Source organism: Streptomyces sp. LaBMicrA B280, assembly GCF_049222185.1.
GTDB lineage: Bacteria > Actinomycetota > Actinomycetes > Streptomycetales > Streptomycetaceae > Streptomyces > Streptomyces murinus.
This window is the reverse complement of record NZ_JBMJCT010000007.1, coordinates 95568-121970: the sequence shown is the minus strand read 5'-3', so window position 1 is coordinate 121970 and position 26403 is coordinate 95568. Positions and strand designations below refer to the sequence as shown.

The 26403-nt window shown below is 72.1% G+C and carries 26 protein-coding genes; 17 read left to right on the top strand and 9 right to left on the bottom strand.

Translation table 11 applies throughout. The features are described 5' to 3' along the window. Nucleotides 1–16: 16 nt before the first annotated feature. The 3 genes from ACLF5H_RS07260 to ACLF5H_RS07250 form a co-directional block, all read right to left on the bottom strand. Entirely contained in the window at nucleotides 17–1468 is a 1452-nt protein-coding gene (locus ACLF5H_RS07260; protein WP_421675230.1) for a WGR domain-containing protein, read from the bottom strand. A gap of 108 nt (nucleotides 1469–1576) precedes the next feature. After that, the gene (locus ACLF5H_RS07255) at nucleotides 1577–2551 is read right to left on the bottom strand and encodes a pyridoxal-phosphate dependent enzyme (protein ID WP_421675229.1); all 975 of its coding nucleotides are present in this window, start codon (nucleotides 2549–2551) and stop codon (nucleotides 1577–1579) included. A gap of 56 nt (nucleotides 2552–2607) precedes the next feature. Next, the gene (locus tag ACLF5H_RS07250; RefSeq protein WP_421675228.1) at nucleotides 2608–3255 is read right to left on the bottom strand and encodes a helix-turn-helix transcriptional regulator; all 648 of its coding nucleotides are present in this window, start codon (nucleotides 3253–3255) and stop codon (nucleotides 2608–2610) included. Nucleotides 3256–3383: 128 nt separating this feature from the next. Between ACLF5H_RS07250 and ACLF5H_RS07245 the strand changes: the two genes are divergently transcribed. Further along, nucleotides 3384–3608 carry a hypothetical protein gene (locus tag ACLF5H_RS07245; protein WP_421675227.1) on the top strand — a complete coding sequence of 75 codons (225 nt, stop codon included), beginning with the start codon at nucleotides 3384–3386 and terminating at the stop codon, nucleotides 3606–3608. Between the two features lie 345 nt (nucleotides 3609–3953). Further along, nucleotides 3954–5432: a glutamate--cysteine ligase gene (locus tag ACLF5H_RS07240; protein ID WP_421675226.1), complete on the top strand. Its 1479-nt coding sequence runs from the start codon at nucleotides 3954–3956 to the stop codon at nucleotides 5430–5432. Nucleotides 5433–5460: 28 nt separating this feature from the next. On the opposite strand, the gene ACLF5H_RS07235 is transcribed toward ACLF5H_RS07240, so the two are convergent. Then, nucleotides 5461–6225 (bottom strand): cache domain-containing protein, encoded by a 765-nt coding sequence (locus tag ACLF5H_RS07235; RefSeq protein ID WP_421675225.1) that lies wholly within the window; start codon nucleotides 6223–6225, stop codon nucleotides 5461–5463. Nucleotides 6226–6262: 37 nt separating this feature from the next. After that, nucleotides 6263–7009 (bottom strand): FadR/GntR family transcriptional regulator, encoded by a 747-nt coding sequence (locus ACLF5H_RS07230; RefSeq protein WP_421675224.1) that lies wholly within the window; start codon nucleotides 7007–7009, stop codon nucleotides 6263–6265. 104 nt (nucleotides 7010–7113) lie between these two features. Here ACLF5H_RS07230 and ACLF5H_RS07225 point away from each other — a divergent pair, with 104 nt between their 5' ends. The 8 genes from ACLF5H_RS07225 (at nucleotide 7114) to ACLF5H_RS07190 (ending at nucleotide 15818) form a co-directional block, all read left to right on the top strand. Then, nucleotides 7114–8145: an ABC transporter ATP-binding protein gene (locus tag ACLF5H_RS07225; protein ID WP_421675223.1), complete on the top strand. Its 1032-nt coding sequence runs from the start codon at nucleotides 7114–7116 to the stop codon at nucleotides 8143–8145. A 24-nt stretch (nucleotides 8146–8169) separates the two neighbouring features. Next, nucleotides 8170–9363, top strand: coding sequence for an ABC transporter substrate-binding protein (locus ACLF5H_RS07220; RefSeq protein ID WP_421675222.1), 1194 nt, complete (start codon nucleotides 8170–8172; stop codon nucleotides 9361–9363). 3 nt (nucleotides 9364–9366) lie between these two features. Further along, complete coding sequence (locus tag ACLF5H_RS07215) at nucleotides 9367–10260, top strand: ABC transporter permease (RefSeq protein WP_421675221.1); 894 nt, start codon at nucleotides 9367–9369, stop codon at nucleotides 10258–10260. Between the two features lie 25 nt (nucleotides 10261–10285). Then, entirely contained in the window at nucleotides 10286–11101 is an 816-nt protein-coding gene (locus ACLF5H_RS07210; protein ID WP_421675220.1) for an ABC transporter permease, read from the top strand. Between the two features lie 72 nt (nucleotides 11102–11173). Continuing rightward, on the top strand, nucleotides 11174–11455 hold the full coding sequence (locus ACLF5H_RS07205; RefSeq protein WP_037653943.1) for a hypothetical protein: 282 nt from the start codon (nucleotides 11174–11176) through the stop codon (nucleotides 11453–11455). Nucleotides 11456–11640: 185 nt separating this feature from the next. After that, entirely contained in the window at nucleotides 11641–13395 is a 1755-nt protein-coding gene (locus tag ACLF5H_RS07200; RefSeq protein ID WP_421675219.1) for a carbohydrate binding domain-containing protein, read from the top strand. A gap of 161 nt (nucleotides 13396–13556) precedes the next feature. Then, nucleotides 13557–14435: a DMT family transporter gene (locus tag ACLF5H_RS07195; protein ID WP_421675218.1), complete on the top strand. Its 879-nt coding sequence runs from the start codon at nucleotides 13557–13559 to the stop codon at nucleotides 14433–14435. 156 nt (nucleotides 14436–14591) lie between these two features. Then, on the top strand, nucleotides 14592–15818 hold the full coding sequence (locus ACLF5H_RS07190) for a hypothetical protein (protein WP_421675217.1): 1227 nt from the start codon (nucleotides 14592–14594) through the stop codon (nucleotides 15816–15818). A gap of 42 nt (nucleotides 15819–15860) precedes the next feature. Here the strand turns inward: ACLF5H_RS07190 and ACLF5H_RS07185 are convergent, their stop codons facing one another. Further along, nucleotides 15861–16712: a helix-turn-helix transcriptional regulator gene (locus ACLF5H_RS07185; protein ID WP_421675216.1), complete on the bottom strand. Its 852-nt coding sequence runs from the start codon at nucleotides 16710–16712 to the stop codon at nucleotides 15861–15863. Between the two features lie 87 nt (nucleotides 16713–16799). Here ACLF5H_RS07185 and ACLF5H_RS07180 point away from each other — a divergent pair, with 87 nt between their 5' ends. Further along, on the top strand, nucleotides 16800–17600 hold the full coding sequence (locus tag ACLF5H_RS07180) for an SDR family NAD(P)-dependent oxidoreductase (protein WP_421675215.1): 801 nt from the start codon (nucleotides 16800–16802) through the stop codon (nucleotides 17598–17600). 12 nt (nucleotides 17601–17612) lie between these two features. Here ACLF5H_RS07180 and ACLF5H_RS07175 read toward each other — a convergent pair whose 3' ends face one another. Next, on the bottom strand, nucleotides 17613–18485 hold the full coding sequence (locus ACLF5H_RS07175) for an SGNH/GDSL hydrolase family protein (RefSeq protein WP_421675214.1): 873 nt from the start codon (nucleotides 18483–18485) through the stop codon (nucleotides 17613–17615). Between the two features lie 372 nt (nucleotides 18486–18857). On the opposite strand from ACLF5H_RS07175, the gene ACLF5H_RS07170 reads away from it, so the two are divergent. Both ACLF5H_RS07170 and ACLF5H_RS07165 read left to right on the top strand, forming a co-directional pair. Beyond that, complete coding sequence (locus ACLF5H_RS07170) at nucleotides 18858–19196, top strand: GNAT family N-acetyltransferase (protein ID WP_421675213.1); 339 nt, start codon at nucleotides 18858–18860, stop codon at nucleotides 19194–19196. 336 nt (nucleotides 19197–19532) lie between these two features. Further along, nucleotides 19533–20336 carry a GNAT family N-acetyltransferase gene (locus ACLF5H_RS07165; protein WP_421675212.1) on the top strand — a complete coding sequence of 268 codons (804 nt, stop codon included), beginning with the start codon at nucleotides 19533–19535 and terminating at the stop codon, nucleotides 20334–20336. Nucleotides 20337–20385: 49 nt separating this feature from the next. Here ACLF5H_RS07165 and ACLF5H_RS07160 read toward each other — a convergent pair whose 3' ends face one another. Beyond that, nucleotides 20386–21246, bottom strand: coding sequence for an alpha/beta fold hydrolase (locus ACLF5H_RS07160; protein ID WP_421675211.1), 861 nt, complete (start codon nucleotides 21244–21246; stop codon nucleotides 20386–20388). Nucleotides 21247–21383: 137 nt separating this feature from the next. Between ACLF5H_RS07160 and ACLF5H_RS07155 the strand changes: the two genes are divergently transcribed. After that, the gene (locus tag ACLF5H_RS07155) at nucleotides 21384–21983 is read left to right on the top strand and encodes a TetR/AcrR family transcriptional regulator (protein WP_421675210.1); all 600 of its coding nucleotides are present in this window, start codon (nucleotides 21384–21386) and stop codon (nucleotides 21981–21983) included. A gap of 42 nt (nucleotides 21984–22025) precedes the next feature. Here the strand turns inward: ACLF5H_RS07155 and ACLF5H_RS07150 are convergent, their stop codons facing one another. Continuing rightward, entirely contained in the window at nucleotides 22026–22736 is a 711-nt protein-coding gene (locus ACLF5H_RS07150) for an acetate uptake transporter family protein (RefSeq protein ID WP_421675209.1), read from the bottom strand. Nucleotides 22737–22959: 223 nt separating this feature from the next. On the opposite strand from ACLF5H_RS07150, the gene ACLF5H_RS07145 reads away from it, so the two are divergent. The 3 genes from ACLF5H_RS07145 to efeB all read left to right on the top strand — a co-directional run bounded on the left by ACLF5H_RS07145 (nucleotide 22960) and on the right by efeB (nucleotide 26358). Further along, nucleotides 22960–23718 (top strand): polysaccharide deacetylase family protein, encoded by a 759-nt coding sequence (locus ACLF5H_RS07145; protein WP_421675208.1) that lies wholly within the window; start codon nucleotides 22960–22962, stop codon nucleotides 23716–23718. Nucleotides 23719–23941: 223 nt separating this feature from the next. Beyond that, complete coding sequence (locus tag ACLF5H_RS07140) at nucleotides 23942–25135, top strand: EfeM/EfeO family lipoprotein (RefSeq protein WP_421675207.1); 1194 nt, start codon at nucleotides 23942–23944, stop codon at nucleotides 25133–25135. After that, nucleotides 25132–26358: an iron uptake transporter deferrochelatase/peroxidase subunit gene (efeB, locus tag ACLF5H_RS07135; protein ID WP_421675206.1), complete on the top strand. Its 1227-nt coding sequence runs from the start codon at nucleotides 25132–25134 to the stop codon at nucleotides 26356–26358. The genes ACLF5H_RS07140 and efeB overlap by 4 nt, the downstream gene beginning before the upstream one ends. Nucleotides 26359–26403: the final 45 nt, after the last annotated feature.

Genomic DNA, 26403 nt, shown 5'->3' with positions numbered 1-26403 from the left:
GGACTGAGGGGAAACGTCACACCAGCCGCCGGATGTCCCCCCGCACCCGGTAGAAGCCTCCCGCCGCCGGGTGCAGGGCGTCCACGACGTAGCGGGCGCCGGGGACGCGTATCGCGCGGGGGAACTGGACGTTCCAGGAGGTGTCGTAGCCGCCGGAGACGACGTGGACCCGGAGGCGGCCGGATTCCTGGACACACTCGACGACGATCGAGCCGGTCGGGGCCTGGGCCACGGTGGCGACGGCCTCGACGGCGGTGGCCGGGGCGTACGCGGGCAGGGCGGCGGCGAGTTTGACGTCGCGGACGACCGGCACCGAGCCCTGCTGGGCCGCGCCGATGGCGGTCTCGCTCGCGTCCACGCACACCAGGGAACCGTCCGTGGTCACCAGGTACAGCCGCTCGTCGCGGTACTGCATCGACAGCGCCGAGCCGCTGCCCGTGCCGAGCTTCCACAGCCGGGTGCCGTCGCGGTCGAAGCAGTAGACGGACGAGGCCGAGTCCCCGGCGAACACGAACCGGCCGCCCGGCGAGGTGGCGCAGGAGTACACCGCGCTGTCGCAGGCGTACGTCGCCTCGATCGCGCCGGTCGCCTTCGACAGCCGCTGCACCACCCGGTGCCCGGTGCCCGCGTACACCGCGTCGTCCTCCTGCCAGCCGAACAGCACCCCGCCGCGGGTGCGGGTGTGCCACAACTCGCCGCCGCCGTCGGGCCGGTAGGCGGTGACGCCCTGGTGGTGGCCGTGATAGACGGCGCGGTCGTCGGCACGCACCATCCAGGCGTGCTCGCCCTGGCTGCGGCGGGCCCACTGGTGCTCGTCCTCGTGGTCGATGACGGTGAGCCGGCCCTCGCGGTCGGAGACGTTGAGCACGCCCTCGTGGATGTCCAGCCAGAAGATGTCGACGTCGGCGTTGATGTCGTACGCGGCGAAGGGCAGTTTGGAGGACAGGTCGTACACCTTGCCGTCGTCGCAGCCCGCGTAGATCCAGAAGTCGTCGGCGACCAGGCACTTCACGCCGTCCGGCAGCCCGAAGCGGGCCAGTACGGCGCCCTCGTGGTCCAGGGTGTAGACATCGCCCGACTGGTTGCCGACCCAGCAGTGGTCGTCGTCCACATGGATGCCGAACGCCGCCGAGCCGGTACGGAACCGCCACAGCACCGGCGCCACGGCGCGGGCGGTGGAGGGGGCCGAGCTGACCTGGCGCCGGGTCACCGGACGCGGGGCGCGGCCGCCCGGCACCGCCGGTGCGTACCCCTTGCGGACCTTCTCGCCCACCTTCTTCGCCGCGGCTGCCCGCGCCTTCTCCACGGTCGGGAACGTGCTGGTCTGGGTCTGGCCACCGGCGCCGATCCGGCCGTACCGCACCGTCACCACCGGTCCGTCGACGCTCACCTCGTAGAACTTGTGCGCGCCCCCGCTCTCCTGCGACAGCTCCAGATACGTCGTCTCCGTCGCGGACACCGCAGACATGGCACACCCCTCCCCACAGCGGACCCCGGCCGTCCCGCAGGTCCTCACTGATCACACCGTAGGCGGGGGCACTGACAATCGACCCGGACGGCGAGGCGCCCGCACCGCTCAGCCGCCGAGGAGTTCCGCGAACCTGCGGGTGTCGATGTTGCCGCCCGAGGCGATGACGCCGACGCGGGGCGGGAGGTCGCCGACGCGCCCGGCGAGGAGGGCGGCCAGACCGGTGGCGCCGCTGGGTTCGAAGACGGTCCTCAGCCGGTCGAAGGCGAAGCGCATGGCGTCGAGGATCTCCGTGTCGCCGACCAGCGCGACGGAGTCGACCAGACGCCGGTTGACGGCGAAGGTCAACTCTCCCGGGACGGCGACCGCCTGGCCGTCGGCGATGGTGCGGGGCACGGGGACGGCCACCCGGGTACCGCTCTCCAGGGAACGCTTGGTGTCGTCGCTGCCCTCCGGCTCCACCCCGATGACCCGGATGTCCCGGTGCAGCCCCTTGGCCGCGACGGCGCTTCCAGCGACCAGCCCGCCGCCGCCGACCGGCACCAGCAGCGCGTCCAACGGGCCCGTCTCTTCGAGGAGTTCGAGGGCGGCCGTACCCTGGCCCGCGATGACGTCCGGGTGGTCGTACGGCGGGATCAGGGTCAGGCCCCGCTCCTTCGCGAGGGCCGTGCCGAGCGCGACACGGTCCTCGGTGTAGCGGTCGTAGGTGACGATCTCGGCGCCGTACCCGGCGGTGGCCTCCATCTTGGAGCGCGGGGCGTCCTCGGGCATCAGGATGACGGCGCTGGTGCCCAGTTCGCGGGCGGCGAGGGCGGTGGCCTGGGCGTGGTTGCCGGAGGAGAACGCGGCGACGCCCTTGGCCCGTTCCCCGGGCGCGAGCGCGGCGATGGCGTTGTAGGCGCCGCGGATCTTGAAGGCGCCCATCCGCTGGAAGTTCTCGCACTTGATGAACACCCGCGCGCCGACCCGCGCGTCGAGGGTGCGCGAGGTGAGGACCGGGGTGCGGTGGGTGAAGCCCTCGATGCGCGCGGCGGCCGCGCGGATGTCGTCGAGGGTCACGGGCAGGTCGGCGGCGCCGGACATGGCGAAGTCCTCTTTCTGTGACGGGAGTTCGTACGCTGCTGCTACGGCCGGGCTCCTCATGGATCCGACGGCGGTTTCGCGTAGTTGTAGATGGTCGCCCGGGACACCCCGAGGAGGTCGGCGATGGTCTGCGCGGCGTCGCGGGACTCGAAGTAGCCGTCCCGGTTGAGCTGTTGCACGAGCGCCTTCTTGTCCGGCCGGCTCAGCGACCGGGGCGGGGCGCCGCGCTCGGCGGAGAACTCCTCGACCGCCCGGCGCAGTTCGCGTGCGTGGCGGTCGCGCAGTGTCTCCAGGGGGGTGTCGCCGTGTCCGCGGTCGGTGGCCACGAGGTTCGCCAGGGTGAGCGCCACGGGGGACAGGACGGAGACGTCGAGGTTGAGGCAGAGCGCGGCGATGTACCGCCCCTCGGCGTTCTTGATGCCGATGGAGGTGCTCTTGGCCGGGCGGCCGTCGGGGAAGCGGTTGGGGTAGTTCTGGACGACATCGGGGAAGGCGGGGTCGGCGATGCGGCTCAGCCCCAACTCGGTCGCGGGATCGCCGACCTGACGGGTCGACAGGTTGTTCTCGATGGCCCGGATCGAGCGGTCCGGGTCCCGCAGGTCGTGCAGGACCACCTCGCACAGGCCCGGGAACATCCGCCCGAGGGCGACGGCGATCTTCTCGGCCTCCTGGACAAGATGCTCGTCCGCCGCCCCGCCGTCCATCCGCCGAGCCCTCCCCGAAACCTCTTGGTCTTAAAATCCATTTCTGGACAATGAGGCTAAGCGATCGGTCGCCCGCTGTCCAGGGAGTATCTGCCGGACCGGACGAGCCCGGGCCGAAAATGTGGGTCATGGCCCGCGCGGTGGCGGTCAGGACGAGGGCGACGGCGACCTCGGTGACGAGCCGGCACACGAGCAGCAGGACGACGCCGGTACGGTCCACCATCCAGGCCATGCGCGCGGTCCGGCCGAGCATCGAGGGCAGTCGGCCCCTCGCGTCGACGGGCGTGGCCGAGACGCCGCGACGGGGGGAGAAGCAGGACGGGGCGGGGAACTACCCGAGCGCATTGGATTAAACGTTCCCCGCCCCGGGTCGACCCACCGCCGATACATCGCCGATATCTCGGCGATGGGGCGGGGGCCGGTCTGGGGCGCCGCGGCACCCAGGGGGCGTGCCGCGGGCGTGCTGAGGCGTACCGCGACGCGCTGAGGCGGACCGCGGCGATCGAAGATCTCGTTCAGACCTTGCGTCGCCGCCCGCCCGACGGCCAACGGAGACGGACCGACCGGGTGACGCCCCGGTCTTCCGGGAGCGGGTGACGGCCGAGCCGCGACCGCGGTACGCAGCCGCATGGTGGCCCCCCACCGATGGTGCGACATTGGGATGAGACTGTCCGGCGAGGGGTAATCCTGGAGGCGCGATGGGGCGTGACGTCCCGGCGCTCGTGTTCACCCGCGAGGACCGCCGCCGGTACCGGGTCAAGATGCAGGAGTGCCTGGACGCGTTCGCGAAGATGCTCCGGGAGGCACGGTTCGACTCCGAGCGGCCGCAGGTCGGCCTGGAGATAGAGCTGAATCTGGTGGACGACGCCGCCGAGCCCGCCATGCGCAACAGCGATGTGCTGGACGCGATCTCCGACCCGGCGTGGTCCACGGAGCTGGGCCGGTTCAATCTGGAGATCAATGTGCCGCCGAGGCGGCTGACGGCGGGTGGTCCGGACGCCTGGGAGTCGGAGATCCGGGCCGCGCTCGACCACGCCGACGAGCGGGCCCGCACGGTCGGCGCCCGGCTGATCACGGTCGGGATCCTGCCCACGCTGCGGCAGGAGGACATCGGCGAGGAGACGCTCTCCGAGAACCCCCGCTACCGGCTGCTCAACGACCAGGTCTTCGCGGCCCGGGGCGAGGACCTGCGGATCGAGGTGGACGGCGTGGACCGGCTGCGCACCTACGCGGACAGCATCACCCCGGAGGCCGCCTGCACCAGCACCCAGTTCCATCTCCAGGTCTCCCCCGAGGAGTTCGCCGACTACTGGAACGCGGCGCAGGCCATCGCCGGCGTCCAGGTGGCGCTGGCGGCGAACGCGCCCTTCCTGTTCGGCAAGGAGCTGTGGCACGAGACCCGGATCCCGCTGTTCGAGCAGGCCACGGACACCCGCCCGCAGGAGATCAAGGTGCAGGGGGTACGGCCCCGGGTGTGGTTCGGGGAACGCTGGATCAACAGCGTCTTCGATCTGTTCGAGGAGAATGTGCGCTACTTCCCCGCCCTGCTCCCGCTGTGCGACGACCAGGACCCGGCGGAGACCCTGGACCGCGGCGACGTGCCCGAACTCGGTGAACTCACCCTGCACAACGGCACGATCTACCGCTGGAACCGTCCCGTCTACGCCGTCTCCCGGGACCGGCCGCACATCCGCGTGGAGAACCGGGTGCTGCCCGCCGGTCCGACCGTCGCCGACACCCTCGCCAACGGCGCCTTCTACTACGGGCTCACCCGCGCGCTGGTCGAGGAGGACCGGCCGGTGTGGTCGCGGATGTCCTTCAAGGCCGCCGAGGAGAATCTGCACAGCGCCGCCCGGTACGGCATGGAGGCGCTGCTGTACTGGCCCGGCGCGGGCGAGGTCACCGCGCCCGAACTGGTGCTGCGCAGGCTGCTGCCGCTCGCCCACCGCGGCCTGGAGCGCTCCGGGATGGACGCGGCCTGGCGGGAGCCGCTGCTCGGCATCGTCGAGCAGCGCTGTGTGGCGGCCCGCAACGGCGCCCTGTGGCAGAAGGAGATGTTCCACCATCTCATCGACACCACCCACTGCTCCCGGCACGAGGCGCTGCGGCGCATGACCGAGCTGTACATCGACTACATGCATCTCAACGCGCCGGTCCACACCTGGCCGGTCGACTGAGGCACGGCGGTCCCGACGCCCGTGCGGATCAGGCCAGTACGAGCACCAGCGGGATCCTCCGGCACGGCACCAGCCGCATGCCCTCGTGGGCGCCGATCCGGTTAGGCCCGAGCAGCAGTTCACCGAAGTCCGGTCCCCTGGTGAGGGATCCGGCCAGGTGCGCGGGGTCGGCGGAGGCGGCGACCCGGCCGCGGGCGTTCACCAGGTGGGCGGGGCGCGCGAGGCGCCGCAGCAGCGGGAGGACGGCGGCCTCGAAGTGGCGCAGATACACATCGGCCGCAGCCACTCCGGCGAACTCTCCCTGAACGTAGACCGGTTCGGAGAGTGTGAGGCTGTACTCGTCGGAGCAGAGGTAGTCGACGTACGGTCCGGCCACCGCCCGGCGCCCGGTGCCGCGGGGCCCCGCGAACCAGTCCCAGTGGGTGTAGTCGGAGTACGCCGACCGACCGGGGTCGAGGTCGAGCAGCAGCGGACGTACGTCGCCCTCGGTGCCGCACTGCCACCACTCCAGCCAGGCGGGCACATCCGCGAGCAGCCCCGGGGCGGCGACGAAACCGGCGCCGGAGACCAACTCCCCGCGCACGAGGCGCTGATGGAGTCCGGGGCGGAGGGCGGCGAGGTCGGCGCTGACGAACGGGCGCCCCTCGGCACTCACCCGGGTGAGCAGCGCCGTCGTATCGGCGTGGGTCGCGGCGACCGCGCCGAAGACGGCCTCCAGGACGCCGCCCACCTGCGCGGCCACCAACAGCTCCGTCTCCGTGCCGGGGGCGGCGAGCCCCGGGCTGACGCCCATCGTGTCCTCCAGCGGACGGGAACCGGACGCGGCACGGTCAGAGGGTGAGGCGTACGGCGACGAGCCGGGCCACCGGTTCCCTGACGCACCGCTCGGCCAGCGTGCCGGCCGTTGCGTGGTCCCCATCCTGCACGGCGGAGATCAACCCGCGCTGCCGGTCCGCAACTTCTTCACGACAGGAGTCGTCGGCGAGCACGAGGCACAGCAGCGCGCCCACCTCGCCCTGGAGCGCGAGCTGTTCCCGGGTGAGCCGGGCGGACTGGGCGGCGGCCGCGAGTTCGACCTGGAAACGGCCGTACAGCCTGCCGCGCGCCGCCGCGCCCTCGGCCCGTATCAACTCAGCTGCGGTGCGGCGCAGTTGGATCAGGTCATCGGCTTCGGTGCGCTGGGCGGCGAGCCGGGCGGCGGCGCCGGACAGGGCGGCCCAGTGGTCGCCGAGGTCGCGCAGTTCCTCGGTGCTCCAGCCGTGCAGCCGGGTTATGAGCCGTTCCTCGGCGGGGAGTTCGGGCAGGGAGACGAAGCTGCCGCCGCCGCGCCCCCGGCGGGTGATCAGCAGGCCCTGTTGCCGCAGGGCCATGAGGGCCTCCCGCAAGGTGACGGTGGAGACGCCCAGTTGCCCGGCGAGCTCGCTCTCGCCCGGCAACTGCTCGCCGTCGGCGAGAAGGCCCAGCTCTATGGCGTCGCCGAGGCGGCGGACGACGGTGTCCACCCGGGCCCGGTTGTCCACCGGGCTGAACACGGCCCTGCGGGCGCCGCCGTCGATCTGATCCTGCCTCACGGGCATCACCTCGTGCGTTGACTCAAGCTTTACCCCAACGGGCTCTTGAGTTGAGAACTATGACTTCATATGTTTGCGGTCAACGTACCGCGCGCCAGAAAGGTTCCCCCATGCAGGGAGTTGCGATCCGGCTGCACGACCTGCGCAAGTCCTTCGGGGAGACGGCCGCCGTGGCGGGGGTCGATCTGGAGATACGGGACGGCGAGTTCTTCTCGATGCTCGGCCCGTCCGGCTCCGGGAAGACCACGGTGCTGCGGCTCGTCGCCGGGTTCGAGACGCCCGACGCGGGCCGGATCGAGCTGGCCGGACAGGAGGTCACCGGGCTCGCCCCGTTCGAGCGGGATGTGCACACCGTCTTCCAGGACTACGCGCTCTTCCCGCACATGACGGTCGAACAGAACGTGGCGTACGCGCTGAAGATCCGCAAGGTGCCCAAGGCCCAGCGCCTCGCCCGCGCCCGCGAGGCGCTCGCGGAGGTACGCCTTCAGGGCTACGGCGCCCGGCGGCCCGCCCAGTTGTCCGGCGGCCAGCGGCAGCGTGTCGCGCTCGCCCGCGCCCTCGTCGGCCGCCCCCGCGTGCTGCTCCTGGACGAGCCGCTCGGCGCTCTCGACCTGAAGCTGCGCGAGCAGATGCAGGGCGAACTCAAGGCGATCCAGCGGGAGGTGGGGATCACCTTCGTGTTCGTCACCCACGACCAGCAGGAGGCGCTGACGATGAGCGACCGGATCGCCGTCTTCGACCGGGGCCGCGTCGCCCAGGTCGGCACCCCCGCGGAGATCTACGAACGCCCGGCGACGCCTTTCGTCGCCTCCTTCGTCGGCACCTCCAACCTGCTCGACGGGGAGGTGGCCCGGCAGCTCGTCGGCGCCCCCGGCACGTACAACATCCGCCCGGAGAAGATCCGCGTCCTGAAGGAGTCCGCGGCGGCGGACGAGCCCGAACACACCGACGCCACCGGCACGGTCGCCGAGGTCGTCTACCTCGGCGACACCACCCGGCTCCTCGTCGACCTCGACGGCGGCGGCCGGCTCACCGCGGTGCAGCAGAACCTGGAGAACTCCGCCGAGGACGTCGCCGCCTACCGCGGCACCCGGGTCCGCCTGACGTGGCACCGCCGCCACGCCGTCCGCCTCCCCTCCTGACCCCCCACCCCTTGGAGAAACGCCGTGCGTCTCACCCGAACCCTGCGCACCGCCGCCTGTGCCGGCGCCGCGCTGCTGCTCGCCGCCGCCTGCGACTCCTCCGGCTCCACCTCCGCCACCGGCCTGAACCCGCCCGATCTGAAGGCCCCGACGAAGCTCGGAAAGACGGAGGGGCAGGTCGATCTGATCGCCTGGGCCGGGTATGTCGAGGACGGCTCCGACGACCCCAGGGTCAACTGGGTCGGCGACTTCGAGAAGCAGACGGGCTGCCAGGTCCACTCCAAGGTCGCGGCCAGCTCGGACGAGATGGTCAAGCTGATGAAGACCGGCGAGTACGACGCCGTCTCGGCTTCCGGCGACGCCTCCCTGCGCCTGATCGCCTCCGGTGACGCGGCCCCCGTCAACACCGACCTCGTACCCAACTACAAGGACGTCTTCAGCGGGTTGAAGAACGGCGCCTGGAACTCGGTGAACGGCAGGATGTACGGCATCCCGCACGGGCGGGGCGCCAATCTGCTGATGTACAACACGCGGAAGGTGCGGCCCGCGCCCACCTCCTGGTCCGCGGTCTTCGAGGGCGCCTCGAAGTACAAGGGCCATGTCACCGCGTACGACTCGCCGATCTACATCGCCGACGCGGCGCTCTATCTCAAGGCCACCAGGCCGGAGTTGAAGATCGAGGACCCGTACGCGCTGGACCAGAAGCAGTTCGACGCGGCCGTGGCCCTGCTGAAGAAGCAGAACGCGGACATCGGCGAGTACTGGGGCGACTACCTCAAGGAGGTCTCCGCCTTCAAGAGCGGTGACTCGGTCGTCGGGACCACCTGGCAGGTGATCGCCAATCTCGCGGCCTCCGAGGGCGCCGAGGTCAAGGCGCTGGTGCCGAAGGAGGGTTCGACCGGCTGGTCGGACACCTGGATGGTCTCCAGCAAGGCCAAGCACCCCAACTGCGCCTACAAATGGCTGAACTGGATCGTCTCCCCCAAGGTCAACGCCCAGGTCGCCGAGTACTTCGGCGAGGCCCCCGCCAACTCCAAGGCGTGCGCCGAGACTTCGGACAAGAACTTCTGCGCGGTCTACCACGCGGCCGACGAGAACTACTGGAAGCGGATCGCCTTCTGGAACACGCCGATCGAGCAGTGCCTGGACGGCCGCAAGGACGTGAAGTGCGTGCCCTACGCCAAGTGGGTGCAGGCCTGGACCGAGATCAAGGGCTGATCCATGGCGAGCGAAGCGACCACCGCGCCGAGGGCCTTCGGGGTACGGCGGCTCGCCGGGGCCCTGCACCGCCGGCCCCGGCTGCGCCTCGCCCTGCTGCTCACCGCGCCGCTCCTGTGGCTGATCGTCCTGTATCTCGGCTCGCTGGCGGTGCTGTTCGCCTCCGCGTTCTGGACCACCGACTCCTTCACCTCCCAGGTGGTGAAGGTCTGGTCGACGGACAACTTCCACCAGCTGGTGACGACACCGGTGTTCCGCGAGGTGATCGTGCGCAGTGTGGGCGTCGCGCTGGCGGTGACCGTGCTGTGCGCGCTGATCGCCTTCCCGGTCGCCTTCTACACCGCCCGGGTGGCCCCGCCGCGCCGGCGCCCCCTGCTGGTGGTGGCCATCCTCACCCCGCTGTGGGCGAGTTACCTGGTCAAGGTGTACGCCTGGCGGCTCATCCTGTCCCGGGGCGGACTCGCCGACTGGCTGCTCGCGCCGCTGGGGCTCGGTGGCCCCGGCTTCGGGCTGCCGGCCACGGTGCTTACGCTGACGTACCTGTGGCTGCCGTACATGATCCTGCCGATCCACACCGCGCTCGAACAGCTCCCGGCGCAGCTGCTCGACGCGTCGGCGGACCTCGGGGCCCGCGCGGGGCGCACCTTTCGCTCGGTGGTGCTGCCGATGGTGCTGCCGTCGGTGGCGGCGGGCTCGGTGTTCACCTTCTCGCTGAGCCTCGGCGACTACATCACGGTGCAGATCGTCGGCGGCAAGACGCAGCTGATCGGCAATCTCGTGTACGCCAACATCGAGTTGAACCTGCCCATGGCCGCCGCCCTCGGCACCGTCCCGGTGCTCGTGATCGTCCTGTACCTGCTGGCGATCCGCCGCACCGGCGCCCTGCACAGTCTGTGACCGACTCCCGTGGAGGAGGAGCGAGTTGCATCTCACCCGCAGTGCACGCATCGCCCTGCGCGTCGGCGCCGGGCTCGGATTCGCGCTGATCTACGTCCCGTTGCTGCTGGTCCTCGTCAACTCCCTGAACCCGGACCGCAGCGCGAGCTGGCCGCCGCCGGGGCTGACCGGGCGCTGGTGGTCGGCGGCCCTGCGCGACTCGGGCGCCCGGCACGCGCTGTGGGTGTCGGTGCGGGCGGGGCTCGGCGCGACCGCGATCGCGCTGGTCCTCGGGACGCTGATCGCGTTCGCGGTGGCCCGGCACCGCTTCTTCGGCCGGGACACGGTGTCGTTCGTGGTGGTGCTGCCCATCGCGCTGCCCGGCATCGTCACGGGCATCGCCCTCAACTCGGCGTTCAGCACGGTGCTTCGGCCGCTCGGGGTGGGGCTCGGGCTGTTCACGGTGATCGTCGGGCACGCCACGTTCTGCGTCGTCGTGGTGTTCAACAACGTGGTGGCGCGGCTGCGGCGGACGACGGGGTCGTACGAGGAGGCGGCCATGGACCTCGGCGCGACCACCTTCCGCGCCTTCCTGGACGTCACGTTCCCGCTGACGCGTTCGGCGCTGCTGGCCGGGGCGCTGCTGTCGTTCGCGCTGTCCTTCGACGAGATCGTGGTCACCACGTTCACGGCGGGGCCCGGCATCGAGACCCTGCCGATCTGGATCTTCGACAACATGACGCGGCCCCGGCAGGCGCCGGTGGTCAATGTGGTGGCCGCCGTCCTGGTGCTGCTGTCGGCGGTGCCGATCTATCTCGCGCAGCGGCTGTCGGCGGACACCGCGACCTCCAGCCGGGTGTGAGCCGGAAACCGGACACGCGCGGGTACGGGCCGGTCCGGGTGTGGCGCCCGCCGTGATGGAACCCTGCGGCCCATGAGCAACCCTCCGAGCGTGAACAGCTATGTCGACCGGGTCACCGCGGGACCCGGCGGGGCGATGACGGACGAGGCGGGCGTCATCACCGGCGATCTCACCGTGGCCACGATCCTGCGGTCGGACGGCCGCAGCGCGCGGGTCGCCGTCCAGCACTTCGGCGGTGACACCTGGTACACCCTCACCGGCAGTCCGGCGCCCGTCCCCGAGGGGCGGCTCGCCGCCTATCACCGGGATCTGCTGGGCCGTATCCGCCGAGGTGGCGGCACCCGCGCGACCTGACCCATGGTCAGTTCCGGTGCCCGAACGAACAGTTGATTCTTTCATGAACACGCAAAAAGGCGGCTCCCGCACCTTGACCGGGGTTTGGTCCAGACCAATTATGGCCTAGACCAGTAGCCCCGGCCGGGCCCTACCGTGCGCCACCCCCGCTCGATCGACTGTCGTTCGCCAACCGGGAGTACCCGATGACACGTCCGAGATCCGTACGCGCCCTGCTCACCGGCGTGGCCACCCTGGCCGCGTCCGCGGGGCTGGCCCTGGGGATCGGGGGCACCGCGCACGCGGCGACCCCGCTGCCCGCGCATGTCTTCGCCCCCTATTTCGAGGCATACAACGGCGACAGCCCCGCCGCGCTCGCCCAGTCCTCCGGCGCCAAGTACCTCACCATGGCCTTCATACAGACCGAGAAGAAGGGCTCCTGCACGCCCTACTGGGACGGTGACACCAGCACCCCCATCACCTCCTCGGTCTACGGCTCCGACTTCAGCACCATCCGCTCGCGCGGCGGCGACGTCATCCCCTCGCTCGGCGGGTACGCCGCCGACGACGGCGGCACCGAGATCGCCGACAGCTGCACCAACGTCGACTCCATCGCCGCCGCGTACGAGAAGATCATCACCACGTACGACGTCTCCCGGCTCGACATGGACGTCGAGGACAACTCGCTGACCAACCAGGCCGGCATCGACCGCCGCAACCAGGCGATCAAGAAGGTCCAGGACTGGGCCGCCGCCAACGGGCGTTCGGTGCAGTTCTCGTACACCCTGCCCACCACCACCAGCGGGCTCGCCGACAGCGGGCTCGCGGTGCTGCGCAGCGCCAAGAGCGCGGGCGCCAAGGTCGACGTCGTCAACCTCATGACGTTCGACTACTACGACGGCGCCACCCACCACATGGCCACCGACACCCAGACGGCCGCGACCGGGCTGCACGACCAGCTCGCCTCGCTGTACCCGAACCTGTCGGACAGCCAGCTGTGGAACATGATCGGCGTCACCGAGATGCCCGGCATCGACGACTACGGCGCGGCCGAGACCTTCACCACCGCCGACGCCACATCGGTGTACGACTGGGCGGTCTCCAAGGGCCTGAACACCCTCTCCTTCTGGGCGCTCCAGCGCGACAACGGCGGCTGCCCCGGCACCGGCGGCTCCGACAGCTGCTCCGGCATCAGCCAGGACACCTGGTACTTCACGCACACCTTCGCGCCGTTCTCGGGCGGTACGACCACCCCGCCGGCCAACGACTTCTCGGTCTCCCTCTCCCCCGGCACCGCCGCCGTCGACCCGGGCGCCTCCACCACGGCGACCGTGAAGACGTCGGTGACCTCGGGCAGCGCCCAGTCCGTCGGCCTCGCGGTCAGCGGCGCGCCGAGCGGGGTGACGGCGACGCTGAGCCCCACCTCGGTCACCGCGGGCGGCAGCTCCACCCTCACCGTGCAGACGGCCGCCTCCACGGCACCGGGCACCTACCCGCTGACCGTCACCGGCACGGCGGGCTCGGCCACGCACAGCTCCACCTTCAACCTGACCGTGAACGGGTCCGGCGGCGGCACCCCGACGACGCTTTCCAACGGTGACTTCGAGAGCGGTTCGCTGTCGCCCTGGACCTGCGACAGCGGGGCCTCCGTGGTCACCTCCCCGGCGCACGGCGGCGGCCACGCCCTGAAGACCGCGCCGTCCTCCTCGGCGACCGGCCAGTGCGCCCAGACCCTCACCCTCAAGCCGAACACGTCGTACTCGCTCAGCGGCTGGGTGCAGGGGTCGTACGCCTATCTCGGGGTCAGCGGCGGCGCGACGGCCAGCACCTGGACCTCCGCCACCGCCTGGCAGAAGCTGACGGTGCCGTTCACCACCGGCTCCTCCGGCACGGTCACCGTGTACGTGCACGGCTGGTACGGCCAGGGCACGGTCTACGCGGACGACCTCGCCGTCTCCTGACCCGTCCCCCGACCCGTCCCCACGGCTGGGCCCGTCCGGTGAGCGCACCGGGTGGGCCCGGCCGTCGTTCCCGCCCCGCCGCGCGGTGATCTTCCACGGCCTGAGAGAGGCTGTGAGTGAGACTCCCCGGGAAGACATCACCGCAGGCAGGAGAGACGGCCGTGATCGAACTGGCCGCGGCGTTCGCCGTCGCGGGCGCGGCGAGCAACGCCGTCGGCACCGCGTTCCAGCGCAAGGCCGCCTCCGCCAGCAGCCGCGGCGGGATCCGGCTGCTGGCCGAGCTGGTGCGCCGGCCGTTCTGGATGATCGGCATGGCCGGTGTGATCTGCGCGGCCCTGTTCCAGAGCCTGGCCCTGGTCAACGGCCCGCTGGCGCTGGTCCAGCCGCTGTTCATCCTGGAGCTGCCCTTCGCGCTGCTGGTCGCCGCCCCGCTGATGCACCGGCGGCTGCCCCCCTCGGGCTGGTGGGGCGTCGCGAGCTGTGTGGCGGGGCTCGCCGTGCTGCTGATCGCGGCCGCGCCGCACGGCGCGCTCGACCAGGCGCCGCTCACCCGGTGGATCCCGGCGCTGTGCCTGTGCGTGGGTGCCATGGCCGTCGCCGTGCTCCTCGCCGCTCCCGGGCGCCCGGCGGCCCGGCGCGCCGCGCTGCTGGCGGCCGCCTCCGCCACCGGCAACGCGCTGACCGCGGCACTGCTGAAGTCGGCCTCGGGCACCTTCGCCGACGAGGGGTTCCTGGCCTTCCTGCGGTCCTGGCAGACGTACGGCTTCGCGCTCGCCGGGGTGGCGGCCGTGCTGCTCCTGGAGAACGCGCTCCAGGCGGGCCCGCTGGCCGCGGCCCAGCCCGCGCTGACCATCGGCGACGCGGTGGTGAGCCTGGCCCTCGGCATCGCGCTGTTCCACGAGCGGATCCGCACGGGCTGGTGGCTGGTGCCGGAGGCGTGCGGGGCGCTGATGATCGTCGCGGGCGTGCTGGTGCTGAGCCGGGCCGTGCAGCGGATCACGGTGGTGCCGGTGGCGGCCGAGGAGGAGATCGCGACCTGAACGGCTCCCGGCGTCGGCCCTGGGCCTGCCCGGACCGGTTCCCCTGTCCGTCCTTTTATGCACCACGCCGCGTCAAATGACGCCGTTCATATGCTTATCGTCCATATTATGCGACGCGTCGGACGAATCGAATGCCCCGGTCGAGGAGGCGATGGCGTGCCGTCGAGTGGAATCAGCCGCCGGAGTGCGGCGCGTCTGGGTCTCGGCGCCGGTCTCGGCGTGGCGGCCGCCGCGCTGACCGGCTGCGACGGCGGCGGGCTGGGCCTCGGCTCGTCGGGGCCCGGCGGACAGCGGCAGGCGCCCCGGCTGATCGGCGACGGCTCGACCGCGTACACCGGGCGCCAGCCGAACCAGCCGGACGCCCCCACCCGGCTGGAACCGGGCCGGACCCCGCCGCAGTTCGTGGTGTTCTCCTGGGACGGCGCGGGCGAACTCGGCACCGGGCTCTTCCCGCGCTTCCTGGAACTCGCCCGCGAGCACGACGCCCGGATGACCTTCTTCCTGTCCGGCCTCTATCTGCTGCCGGAGGACAAGAAGCGGCTCTACCGGCCGCCCAACAACCCGGTCGGCGCCTCGGACATCGGCTATCTCACGAACGAACACATCAAGGAGACCCTGAAGTACGTGCGTCAGGCCTGGCTCGACGGGCACGAGATCGGCACGCACTTCAACGGGCACTTCTGCGAGGGCTCCGGATCGGTGGCCGACTGGACCCCCGCGCAGTGGCGCTCGGAGATCGAGCAGGCCCGGTCCTTCGTCAAGTCCTGGCGGACCAACACCGGTTGGCACGACGAGCCCCCGCTGCCCTTCGACTACGACAAGGAACTCGTGGGCGGCCGCACCCCCTGTCTGCTCGGCCAGGAGAACCTGCTGCCGACCGCGCGCGAACTGGGCTGGCGCTACGACGCCTCGTCACCGGGCGGGGTGCAGCGCTGGCCGCGCAAGCGGGACGGCGTATGGGATCTGCCGTTGCAGGGCATCCCGTTCCCCGGGCGCAGCTTCGAAGTGCTGTCCATGGACTGGAACATGCTGGCCAACCAGTCCCTGAACTCGACACGCGCGCCGTCGTACAACTACCCCTACTGGCGCGCCCAGACCTCGCAGGCGTACCTGGCCGGGTTCGACCGGGCCTATGAGACGAACCGCGCGCCGCTGTTCATCGGCAACCACTTCGAGCAGTGGAACGGCGGCATCTACATGGACGCGGTCGAGGAGGCGCTGCGGCAGATCGCCGGGCGGCCGGAGGTACGGCTGGTCTCCTTCCGGCAGTTCGTCGACTGGCTCGACGCCCAGGATCCGGCGATCCTCGCGCGCCTGCGCACCCTGGAGGTCGGCGAGAAGCCGGTGGGCGGCTGGAGTTCCTTCCTGCGTCCGGCCGCGTAGGCGCCGCCCGGCCGCGTGGGTCGTGGCCCGGCCGACGCGCGCTCAGCCGGGGGTCGTCATGCGCTGGGTGCCGATGACCGAGAGCAGCCGCAGGGCCTGGTCGGAGGACGAGCCGGGGACGGCGGTGTAGATGACGACCTGCTGGTCGCGGTCGGTCAGTTCGAGGGCGTCGCAGTTGACGGTGACCGGCCCCACCAGCGGGTGCCGGAAGGTCTTGCGCACCCGCGGTTCGCCGTCCACCTCCCGGGCGTCCCAGAGGCGGGCGAACTCCTCGCTGCCGTCCAGGAGTTCGCGGATCAGTGCGGACACCTCGGGGTCGTCCGGGTAGCGTACGGCCGCGGTGCGCAGGCGACTTGCCGCGTGTCGCGCGAACGCGGCGGCGTCGGACACCCCGTACAGGCGCCGGCCCTCGGTGCGCGGCCCGAGAAAGGCCCGGCGGGCGAGGTTGCGGTCGCGGCACGGCAGGGCCGAGAAGTCCTCCATGAGGGCGGCCGCCAGATCGTTCCAGGCGAGCACCTCCAGGGTGGCCGAGGTGACGAAGGCGGCGGCGCCCGGCAGCCGGTGCACCAGGTCGAGGATGCTCTGCCGCACCTCGCGCGGGGGCCCCGGGGCGGGGCTCGGCGGGGCGCCGGCCAGCTGGAGGAGGTGGTCGCGCTCGGCGTCCGTCAGCCGCAGCGCCCGGGCCAGCCCGGCCAGCACCTCGCGCGAGGGGCGCGGGGCGCGGGCCTGTTCGAGCCGGGCGTAGTACTCGGTGGAGATGAACGCCAGCGCCGCCACCTCCTCGCGCCGCAGCCCCGGCGTACGACGGCGCGGCCCGAGGGGCAGTCCGACGTCGGCCGGTCCGATCCGCTCGCGCCTGCTGCGCAGGAAGGCACCCAGTTCCGCTCTGTCCACCGGTCCAGTGTGCGCGCCCGCCGGACGGCCGAGCCAGGTACAGCTGGTGCCTGGATACGGGCCTCGGCAGGGCGCAGGCTCGTAGGTATGAACACCACACAGAACACCGAGACCACTCGCCCGGCGCCCGCCGGGCTGCTGACCGGCAAGGTCGCCTTCATCACCGGTGCCGGGCGCGGCATCGGCGCGGCGGCGGCCCGGCTGTTCGCCCGGGAGGGCGCGCGGGTGCTGCTCGCGGCCCGTACGGAGGACCAGCTGAAGGCGGTGGCCGAGGAGATCCGGGCGGCGGGCGGCACCGCGGAGCACGTGGTGTGCGATCTGGCCGACGGGGCGAGCGTGCGCGCCGCGGTGGACCGTGCCGTGGAGCGCTTCGGCCGGCTCGACGTCGCGTTCAACAACGGTGCGACGATCCAGCGGCCCGGCCCCATGGACGAGCTGCCCGAAGCCGATCTCGACCAGATCTACACGGTGAACATGAAGGGCGTCTGGCTGGCCATGGCCGCCGAGGTCGCGGCCATCCGGGCGACCGCCGGGAGCGGTGCCATCGTCAACAACTCGTCCGTGGGCAGCCTGCGCGGGAACCCCGAGCTGCCCGCCTACGCGGCCACCAAGCGGGCGGTGAACAGCCTGACCGCCTCGGCCGCCGTGACCTACGGCCCGGAGGGCATCCGGGTCAACGCGATCGCGCCCGGCTTCACCCTGACGGAGATGACCCGGACCTGGGAGGCGGAGTCGCCCGGTGTCCGGGAGCGGATCACGGCGGGGATCCCGCTGGGCCGGGCGGCCGCCCCGGAGGAGATCGCCGAGGCCGCCGCGTGGCTCCTCAGCGATCGGTCCTCCTTCGTGACCGGCACGGTGCTGCGGGTCGACGGGGGTGCCCGCGCCTGACCCGGGTCTTCGTCAGCCGAGGCCCATGGCGCTCATCGTGCGCTCGGCCATCCGCTGCTCGCCGAGCGCGTTGGGGTGGACCGGCACGATGTTCGAGCCGAACAGCAGCGGCTCGATCCACCGGGTGCCCGAGGGCTGGCAGGCGTCATGCCCGTCGGACGCCTGGGCGAAGTCCACGAAGGTGGCCCCGGTCTCCTGGGCGGCGCGTTGCACGACGGAGTTGAGGTGGGCCTGGAGCGCCCGCAGGTACGGGATGTCGCCGGAGGCGATCGGCAGCTTCAGGAAGCAGGACGCGTCGAAGGCGGAGGGCACGATCCACGGGTAACCCAGCACCGCCACCCGGGCGTTGGGCGCCTTGGCCCGCAGCGCGGTCAGGGCGCTCTTCAGCGCGGGGTAGGTGTTCGCGTCGATCGCGTCGTCGAAGGACGTGCCGTACTTGTCCTTGCAGGGGTGGCCGAAGCCGGCGCTGAGCACGCCCGCGGTGCCGCAGTCCACGATGGCGCTCAGGAAGGTGCTGTTGTCGTTGCCGCCGATGGTCAGCGTCACCAGGTCGGTGTTCGCGTTCACCGCGTCCAACTGCGGTGCCACGCCCGAGTACTGGGACTGGGTGAAGTCCTTGGTCTCGGCGCCGCCGCAGGTGACGTCCGTCAGCGAGGCGCCGGTCGCCTTCGCGAGGACATGCGGGTAGTTCACGGTGGAGCGCAGACAGAGCAGATTGCTGGTGTCGATCGGCGTGACGCCCGAGCCCGCGCTGTAACTGTCGCCGAGGGCGACGTAGTTGAGGGGGGTCGCGGCATGGGCGGGGGCGGCGGTGAGGCCGAGGGCCAGCGTGCCGGCGAGTGCGGAGACCGTGGCGGCGGCACGGCGCAGGGCAGGGGTGGGCATGGGGAGTGCTCCCTCTTCTACGCGACGGGTGCGGGGCAGGGGGTATCGCCGGCCGCCGGGGGCGCTGCGTGGGGTGCGCGCAACGGCGGCCGTGGAGCAGGGAGTTGCGGGACTACCAGCGAGTTCTACTGCTAGGTAATGTGCGGGCGACTGATCGCCGAGTCAACATCACGGACCGAAGTTCTTGAAATGCTCATGAAATATGGGTGTCGACTTGCCGTAACAGCGGGTGCATGACGGATCATTCGAGCACGGATGAACCCGGGAGCGGTGCACCGCCGGCCAGGAACCCGCGCGTGTCGGCGCCGCCCCGCGACCTGCGGGAACGGGGATAGAGTGCGGGACCTGGGCCCCTCCGCCGAAAGGACGACCATGGACCAGTCCTCCCCCGCGCCGACCGTGGAGCGCGTGGACGCACGGCACCGTTACGAGATCCTGGTCGGCGGCGAACGCGCCGGCCTCACCGCCTACCGTGACCGGGGCGAGCAGCGGGTCTTCTTCCACACCGAGATCGACGACGCCCACGCCGGGCAGGGTCTGGCCGGGCGGCTGGTCGAGTACGCCCTCACGGATGTGCGCGCGCTCGGCAAGCGGATCGTGCCGGTGTGTCCGTACGTGGCCAAGTTCCTGAAGAAGCACGAGGAGTTCGCGGACATCACGGACGAGGTGACGCCGGAGATCCTGAGCTGGCTCGACACCCGGCACGGCTGACCCGCGGGACCCGGCTCGGCGCCGACTCGGCCCCGACTCGGCCCCGGCGTAAAGGGCTTGCCATCCCCGCTCCGGCGGTGGCAAGCTCCCTCCAGCTCGAACAGCGGTTTCACGGGCCGCACTTCTTCACGAAGGACTGAAGTCCATGGTTTTGGCGTCCCCCAGCGGCCGCCGTCGGAACTGAGCCCCCTGCCCCGCGGCAGCGCGCTCGCCTGTTCCCACGCTCTCCTCACGGCGGTCCGACGACGCGGTGTCCAGCACACCGCCGCCTCGCTCACCGAGGCGATCCCTCGTACGCACGACCGCTTTCACCCTTCACCGTGAGGACTTCCCAGCGTGCACACCGATGTCCAGAGCTTTGCCGTCGCCCATCTCCTGCGCCGCCCCGCGGCCTGTCGGGTGGGCGGCTTCGTCGCGGGGTTCGATCCGGCCACGACCAGCCCGTACGTCAACTACGCCACCCCCGTCCCGGGCGCCGAACCCACCGACGCGGACGTGGCGGACCTGATCGCCGCCTTCCGCACCCGTGGGCTCCTGCCCCGGCTGGAGTTCGCCCCGGACGCCGCCCCCGCGGTCGAACCGGCGCTGCGGCGCGCGGGGTTCACCACGGAGGCGGTGCACGAGTATCTGGTCTGCACCCCCGCCACACTCCCCGGTCCGGGCGCCGCGCCCGGACCGGGGAGCGCGCCGAAGCCGGGGCCCGCTCCGGATGCCGGGGCCCGGGTCCGGGTCGAGTCGCCGGTCACCGACGAGGACTACGTCGCGGTCGACACGGCGCTCTCCGAGGCGTTCGGCGGCGCATGGGCCCCGTCCCCGGAGGGCGCGGCCCGGTTGCGGCGCACCGAGGAGGGCGGCGGGGCGGTCCGCTTCGTCCGCGCCGAGGACGGGAGCTGCGCGGGCGGCGCCCTGTGCTCGGCACCGGCCGAGGGCACCGCGGAACTGGCGGGCGTCGGCACCTTGCCCGCCCATCGGGGCCGGGGCATCGCCGCGGCGGTCACCGCGACCCTGGCCGAGACCCTGTTCACCCGGGGCGCCCGGACCGTATGGCTGGAGTACTCCGGCGCCGGCTCCCGCCGCGTCTACGAACGCGTGGGCTTCCGGCCCGGCGGCACGCGGGTGTACCTGAGGCACGAGGGCTGACGCGCGGGGTGCCGTGAGACCGGCTCACCGCCCTGTCCCCTCCCCCGGCTCACTCCCTGCCCCCGCCCTCTCCCGGCAGGGGGTTGTCCTTGACGAACCGGTGGATCTCGTCGACGAGGGCGGCGGGGTTGTCCAGTTGGACGAGGGTGCGGGCGTCGGGGATCTCCACATAGCGGGATCGCGGCAGGAGCCGGGCCAGTCGGCGCCCGGTGGCCGGCGGCATCATCCGGTCCTCGGCACCCCAGGCGACCAGGGCGGGCCGGGTGTAGCGGGGGAGGTGGCCGGCCGCCTCCAGGTAGCAGTCCGCGCGGGTGGCGCGGAGGAACTTGGCGAAGTCGCGCCGGATCAGGGAGCTGGTCAGCAGTGGCCTGTACCAGCGGGCGATCAGCTCCTTCGGCAAGGGGCGCTTCGCCATCCCGCCGAGTGAGATCCGCGTCCGGGCCAGGGCGGGGAAGCGGAAGGACTGGACGAGCAGGAAGAGCCCGCCGGGGGTCTTGCTCGCCACCGACAGCAGCCGGCCCTGGACGCCGGGCGGGTAGTTGTCCAGGGCTTCGCAGGAGGTCAGGACGAGACGGGCGATCCGTTCGTCCCGGACGCCGACGAGGAGTTGGGCGGTGCCGGTGTCGTTCTGCACGAGGGTGACGTCGCACAGGTCGAGACGGTCCATGAACTCGGCGAGCAGCCGGGCGATGCCATGGGCGGAGAGGTCGGCGGTCGCGCGCATCGGGCGCCGGTGGCTGCCGAGCGGGAGCACCGGGACCAGGACCCGGAAGTCCGGGCGCAGCGCCTCGGTCACCCCGGTCCAGACCGATGCGTCGAAGCCGAGGCCGTGCACCAGGACGATCACCGGGTCGTCGCCCCCGGTGTCCACGTAATCGATGGTTCCCGCGCTGAGCTCGATCTCCGGCATGCCCTTGCCTCCGACTCCGTCGGCCCGTTCGCGCCGACACGGATGTGATGGGTCGTTCCGCGGACTTGATAGATCGTTCTAGTGACAGAATAGACGCCGACCGCCCCTCGGCAACCGGCTTTCCGGAGGTTCAGTTCGTGAGCGACGGCAGAACCACGAGCACGCACGAGACGCGGGCGCGCATCGTGCGCGCCTGCACCGAGCTGTTCCGGCGCTCGGGCTACACCGGCACCGGCATGAAGCAGATCGCCGAGGCGGCCGAGGCGCCGTTCGGGTCGATCTACCACTTCTTCCCGGGCGGCAAGGCCCAGCTGGCCGAAGAGGTCGTCCGCACCTCGGGCGCCGTCTACCTGGACCTCGTCAGCACCCTCATGGCCTCCTCCGACGACCCGGTCGCGGCCACCACCGGTGCCTTCACCGCGGCCGCGGACACGCTCGTCGAACTGGACTTCGCCGACCCCTGCCCCATCGCCACGGTCGCGCTGGAGGTCGCCGGCACCGACGAGCGGCTGCGGCAGGCCACTTCGGAGGTCTTCGACAGCTGGATCGGCCACCTCGCCGCCTGCTACACCGCAGGCGGCGTCCGCGCGCCCCGCGCCCATGACACGGCCGCCTCCGTCATCGCCCTCCTGGAAGGCGCCTTCATGCTGGCCCGCGCGGCCCGCAGCACGGCACCGGTGCTGGCGGCGAGCACGGCGGCCGCGGCGATCGTACGGGCGGCGCTGGCCGGGGAGTGAACGGCGCGTTCGCCGGGGGCGGTTCGCCTCCCGGCGCCGCCCTCACAGCTGCCTGCGCACCCCCGCCTCCCGCTCCGCCTGTTCCAGCTGGGTGGCCAGATCGCCCTGGAGGGAGGTGCGGGCCCGGCCGCGGCGGCCCAGGGGAAGGATCGTGCGCTGGGCGGTGTCCTCCAGGAGGAGGGCGAAGCCGCCGTAGAGGGCGAAGGCGGCGAGGAGGACACCGAGCCAGCCGGCCGCGGTCCGCAGGGCGGGGCCGCCCCCGGCGTCGTAGGCGCCGGTCAGGGCGAAGCGGCAGGCTCCGATCAGCAGGAGGACACCGAAGAGTGGTTTGCCGGGGAGCGCGGCGACGAAGAGGAGGAGCATCAGCGGGGCGACGGCCAGCACGAACACCGCGAGGGCCGGGTTGCGGGGACCCGGTGGTCCGAGCAGGGTGACCAGCGCCGTGCCCGCCCAGGTGGCGCCGAGGACGCACAGCGCGCAGGCCGCGCCGCCGTCCCGGGCGAGGAAGGCGAGCGTGCCGGCGAGCAGTTCCAGGGGCACCGCGAAGACCAGGATCAGCAGCATCAGTGCCGCCGTCTGCGCCATGGGCACCCAGTGCAGCTGCTCGGCGGACAGCAGCACGCTGCCGGTGCCGAACGCGAAGAAGCCCAGGGGGAGGCTGCTGGCCAGCGGCCTGAGCATGATCCTCGTCAGGGCCTCGGGGCGCGGTGGCCCGCTCCTCGGGCCGTACGTCCCCGCTCCTGGTGGCGGCATCCGGATCACCCCGTCCCGTGGGCCTCGTGCCGTGCGTCTCTGTCCCGGGGTACCCCTTCCCGGCCGGTGCGTGCGCCCTCGGCGGCCGGGGGCGGGTCCAGGCGTTGTCGCGGAATTGTCCTTGATCGGTAACAGCGGGAGCGCGGGCGCTCTCCCCGCCGTCCTGGCAGATGCAGTGCACGACACAAGAGCCGGGGACACGGCGGGGAGCAGGGGGCGGGACATGGCGCGGCACTCTGGGCGGGGCTGGTACGGACGGGTGATCGGGGCGGCGGTCGGGGTCACGGCGGTGGCGGCCGCCGCCTCGGTGTGGACCGCGCAGGCGGGGCAGAACGCCCCGGCCGCGCCGGCTCACCGCACCGCGCCGAAGACGGTGACCGTGTCCCCCGTCATCGCCCACTCCTCCGACGGCGGCGCGCACGCCGTCAACATCACCATCGACGACGGCCCCGACCCGACCTGGACCCCGCAGGTGCTCCAGGTATTGCGGGAGAACGGCGTCAAGGCGACGTTCTGCATGATCGGCCCCGAGGCGCAGGCGCACCCGGACGTCGTCAAGAAGGTGGTCGCGGCCGGGCACCGGCTGTGCGACCACACGGTGTCGCACGACACCGCCATGGACCACAAGTCCGAGTCCTACCAGTCGCAGCAGATCCTGGACGCCGAGCGGCAGATAACCGAGGCGTCCGGGGGCGTCCGGCCGATGTACTACCGGGCGCCGGGCGGCGCGTTCACGCCGTACAGCCGGAAGTTCGCCGCGTCGCACGGGATGCGGCCGCTGGGCTGGAACGTGGACTCCAAGGACTTCGAGCGGCCGGGCACGGACGCCATCGTCGCCACCGTCAGGAGCGAGCTGGCCAACGGGCCCACCCTGCTCTTCCACGACGCGGGCGGCGACCGCTCGCAGACCGTGGCCGCGCTGCGCACGCTGCTGCCGTGGCTGAAGCAGCAGGGCTACGGCTTCGGCTTCCCCGTGCGCTGAACGAGCCGCCTCCCCCTTCGGCCGGTCCCACGGCCCGCCCCGCGATCCGCTCACCGGCCGGACCCCCGGTCGAGCCTCCGGCCGGTGAACCCCCGGGAAATTCTTGGCCACCGAACACCCCGGACGGGTGTTCGGTTCCCTCCGGCTGTCTACGATGAGGCCGTTCCGCCGGCGGTCAACCCGCCCTGCGGACAGCTGCGTACGTCGTCCGGAAAGGCTCAGCATGCCGTTGCCCCGCCTCGGCACGCGGTCGCGTCGTCTCCGGACGGCGCCGACCGTGTTCCTCGTACTCGCCGTGGCGCTCGCCCTGGTGGCCCTGTGCACCGGCGGCTCCGAGCGGAAGAAGACCGCCGCCCGGCGCCTCGTCGTCGAGGTCTCCGAGAGCCATTGCGGCCGGGGCTGGACCCGGCCCGGACCCGGGGTGCAGACCTTCGACCTGCACAACACCTCCGACGGCGCCACCGAGGTCTATCTGGAGGACCCCGGCACCCACGCGGTGTACGGCGAGGTGGAGGACATCGGCCCCGGCACCACACGGCAGTTGACGGTCCAGGTGGGCAAGGGCGCGTACGCCTTCATGTGCGTGCCCGACGACGCCGACGCCGTCACCGGCCCCACCGTCCGGGTCACCGGCGGGCGGCGCGGCCCCGGCGCCGCGCCGGTCACCGAGCACGATCTGATCCCGCCCGCGCTCGCCTACCAGAAGTGGGTGGGCGGCGGACTCTCCACGGCCGTACGGCTTTCGGCCGAGCTCAAGGACGCGATCGACCGCGGTGACCTCGCCGCCGCCCGCTCCGCCTGGCTGCCGGCGCACCTCCAGTACGAGCGGCTCGGGGCGGCGTACGACGCCTTCGGCGACGCGGACGGCGCGATCAACGGCACCGACGCCGGACTGGCCGACGGGGTGCGCGACAAGGACTTCAGCGGGTTCCACCGCATCGAGTACGGCCTGTGGCACGGCGAGTCGGCGAGCGGGCTGCGCGCCCCGGCGGCCGCCCTGGTCAAGGCGCTCACCGGGCTGCGCGGCAGCTGGGCGCAGAGCCGTATGGACCCCGCCCAACTCGGGCTGCGCGCACACGAGATCCTGGAGAACACCGTCCAGTTCGAACTGACCGGCCGCACCGACTACGGCAGCGGCAGCAACCTGGCCACCGCCCGCGCCAACCTCGACGGCACCCGCGAGGTGCTGTCCCGGCTGCGTCCGCTGCTCACCACCCGGTACGCCGATCTGCCGGGCCTGGAGAGGGAGTTGACGCGGGCCGGGGGGACCCTCGACGGGTCCCGGCACGACGGGCGCTGGACCGCGCTCGACCGACTGACCCGCGCCCAGCGGGAGCGCATCGACTCCCAGCTCGACGACCTCGTGGAGCGGCTGGCGTCGGTGGCGACCCTGTGCGACCCCCGGAGGACCGTGTGAGCACCGCCGAACGACACCATGGACTGGCCCGGCGCGGCTTTCTGCGCGGCGCCGCCCTCGCCGGCGCGGGGCTCGCCACCAGCGCGGCCGCCCCCGACCCGGGCCCGGACGAGGCGGCGTCCGCGCTCGCGCCGTTCCACGGCGTGCACCAGGCATCGGCGATCGCGGCTCCCCGCCGCACCTGTGTGTTCGCCGCCCTGGACGTCACCGCCGAGAGCCGCGCCGAACTCACCGATGTGCTGCGCACCTTGACCGAGCGGGCCCGGCTGCTCACCTTGGGCGGCACCCCGGACCCGGTGGGCGTCACCGGACCGCCCGCCGACTCGGGCATCCTCGGCGACCGGCTGCCCGGCGGGCAGTTGGCCGTCACCGTGGGCGTCGGCGCCTCGCTGTTCGACGACCGGTTCGGACTGACCGCGCGCAAGCCCAAGCGGCTCAGGGCCATGCCCGCCTTCCCCGACGACGACCTCAAAGCCGAGTGGTGCCACGGCGACCTCAGCCTCCAACTGCACGCCGACGACCCGGACACCACCCTGCACGCGCTGCGCGACATCGCCCGGCACACCCGGGGCGGCATCCAGGTCCGCTGGCGGATGGACGGCTTCGCCAGCCCGCCCCGGCCCTCCGGCACCCCCCGCAATCTGCTGGGCTTCCGGGACGGCATCGCCAACCCGGACACCGCGAGCGCCCGCGAGATGGACCAGCTGATCTGGGTGGACCGGGACTCGGGCGAGCCGGACTGGGCGGTCGGCGGCAGCTATCAGGTCGTACGGCTGATCCGGATGCTCGTGGAGTTCTGGGACCGGGTCTCGCTCAGCGAGCAGGAGCGGATGATCGGCCGGTCCCGTTCCTCCGGCGCGCCGCTGGACGGCGACCGCGAGCACGACGTGCCGAAGTACGCCGACGACCCCAAGGGCGATGTCATCCCGCTGGACGCGCACATCCGGCTGGCCAACCCGCGCACCCCCGCCACCGCCCGCCAGCGCCTGCTGCGCCGCGCCTACAACTACGACCTGGGCATGGACGCCAACGGCAATCTGGACATGGGCCTGCTGTTCTCCTGCTACCAGCAGGATCTTGTACGGCAGTTCGAGACGGTCCAGCACCGGCTGGCGGGCGAGCCGCTGACCGACTACATCAGCCCGTTCGGCGGCGGCTACTTCTTCGCGCTGCCCGGGGTGCGTGATGTCCAGGACTGGTACGGACGCGCCCTGTTCGCCTGACGTGTCCGGTCCCCCAGTGGACCGGGCCGGCCCTTTTCCCTTGTC

Coding starts and splice junctions, on each gene's coding strand:
- ACLF5H_RS07260 (WP_421675230.1), bottom strand. CDS start 1,468: ATGTCTGCGGTGTCCGCGACGGAGACGACGTATCTGGAGCTGTCGCAG.
- ACLF5H_RS07145 (WP_421675208.1), top strand. CDS start 22,960: ATGGCGCGGCACTCTGGGCGGGGCTGGTACGGACGGGTGATCGGGGCG.
- ACLF5H_RS07150 (WP_421675209.1), bottom strand. CDS start 22,736: ATGCCGCCACCAGGAGCGGGGACGTACGGCCCGAGGAGCGGGCCACCG.
- ACLF5H_RS07205 (WP_037653943.1), top strand. CDS start 11,174: ATGAGCAACCCTCCGAGCGTGAACAGCTATGTCGACCGGGTCACCGCG.
- ACLF5H_RS07240 (WP_421675226.1), top strand. CDS start 3,954: ATGGGGCGTGACGTCCCGGCGCTCGTGTTCACCCGCGAGGACCGCCGC.
- ACLF5H_RS07255 (WP_421675229.1), bottom strand. CDS start 2,551: ATGTCCGGCGCCGCCGACCTGCCCGTGACCCTCGACGACATCCGCGCG.
- ACLF5H_RS07250 (WP_421675228.1), bottom strand. CDS start 3,255: ATGGACGGCGGGGCGGCGGACGAGCATCTTGTCCAGGAGGCCGAGAAG.
- ACLF5H_RS07230 (WP_421675224.1), bottom strand. CDS start 7,009: ATGCCCGTGAGGCAGGATCAGATCGACGGCGGCGCCCGCAGGGCCGTG.
- ACLF5H_RS07235 (WP_421675225.1), bottom strand. CDS start 6,225: ATGGGCGTCAGCCCGGGGCTCGCCGCCCCCGGCACGGAGACGGAGCTG.
- ACLF5H_RS07225 (WP_421675223.1), top strand. CDS start 7,114: ATGCAGGGAGTTGCGATCCGGCTGCACGACCTGCGCAAGTCCTTCGGG.
- ACLF5H_RS07140 (WP_421675207.1), top strand. CDS start 23,942: ATGCCGTTGCCCCGCCTCGGCACGCGGTCGCGTCGTCTCCGGACGGCG.
- ACLF5H_RS07180 (WP_421675215.1), top strand. CDS start 16,800: ATGAACACCACACAGAACACCGAGACCACTCGCCCGGCGCCCGCCGGG.
- ACLF5H_RS07170 (WP_421675213.1), top strand. CDS start 18,858: ATGGACCAGTCCTCCCCCGCGCCGACCGTGGAGCGCGTGGACGCACGG.
- ACLF5H_RS07175 (WP_421675214.1), bottom strand. CDS start 18,485: ATGCCCACCCCTGCCCTGCGCCGTGCCGCCGCCACGGTCTCCGCACTC.
- ACLF5H_RS07245 (WP_421675227.1), top strand. CDS start 3,384: ATGGCCCGCGCGGTGGCGGTCAGGACGAGGGCGACGGCGACCTCGGTG.
- ACLF5H_RS07200 (WP_421675219.1), top strand. CDS start 11,641: ATGACACGTCCGAGATCCGTACGCGCCCTGCTCACCGGCGTGGCCACC.
- ACLF5H_RS07215 (WP_421675221.1), top strand. CDS start 9,367: ATGGCGAGCGAAGCGACCACCGCGCCGAGGGCCTTCGGGGTACGGCGG.
- ACLF5H_RS07160 (WP_421675211.1), bottom strand. CDS start 21,246: ATGCCGGAGATCGAGCTCAGCGCGGGAACCATCGATTACGTGGACACC.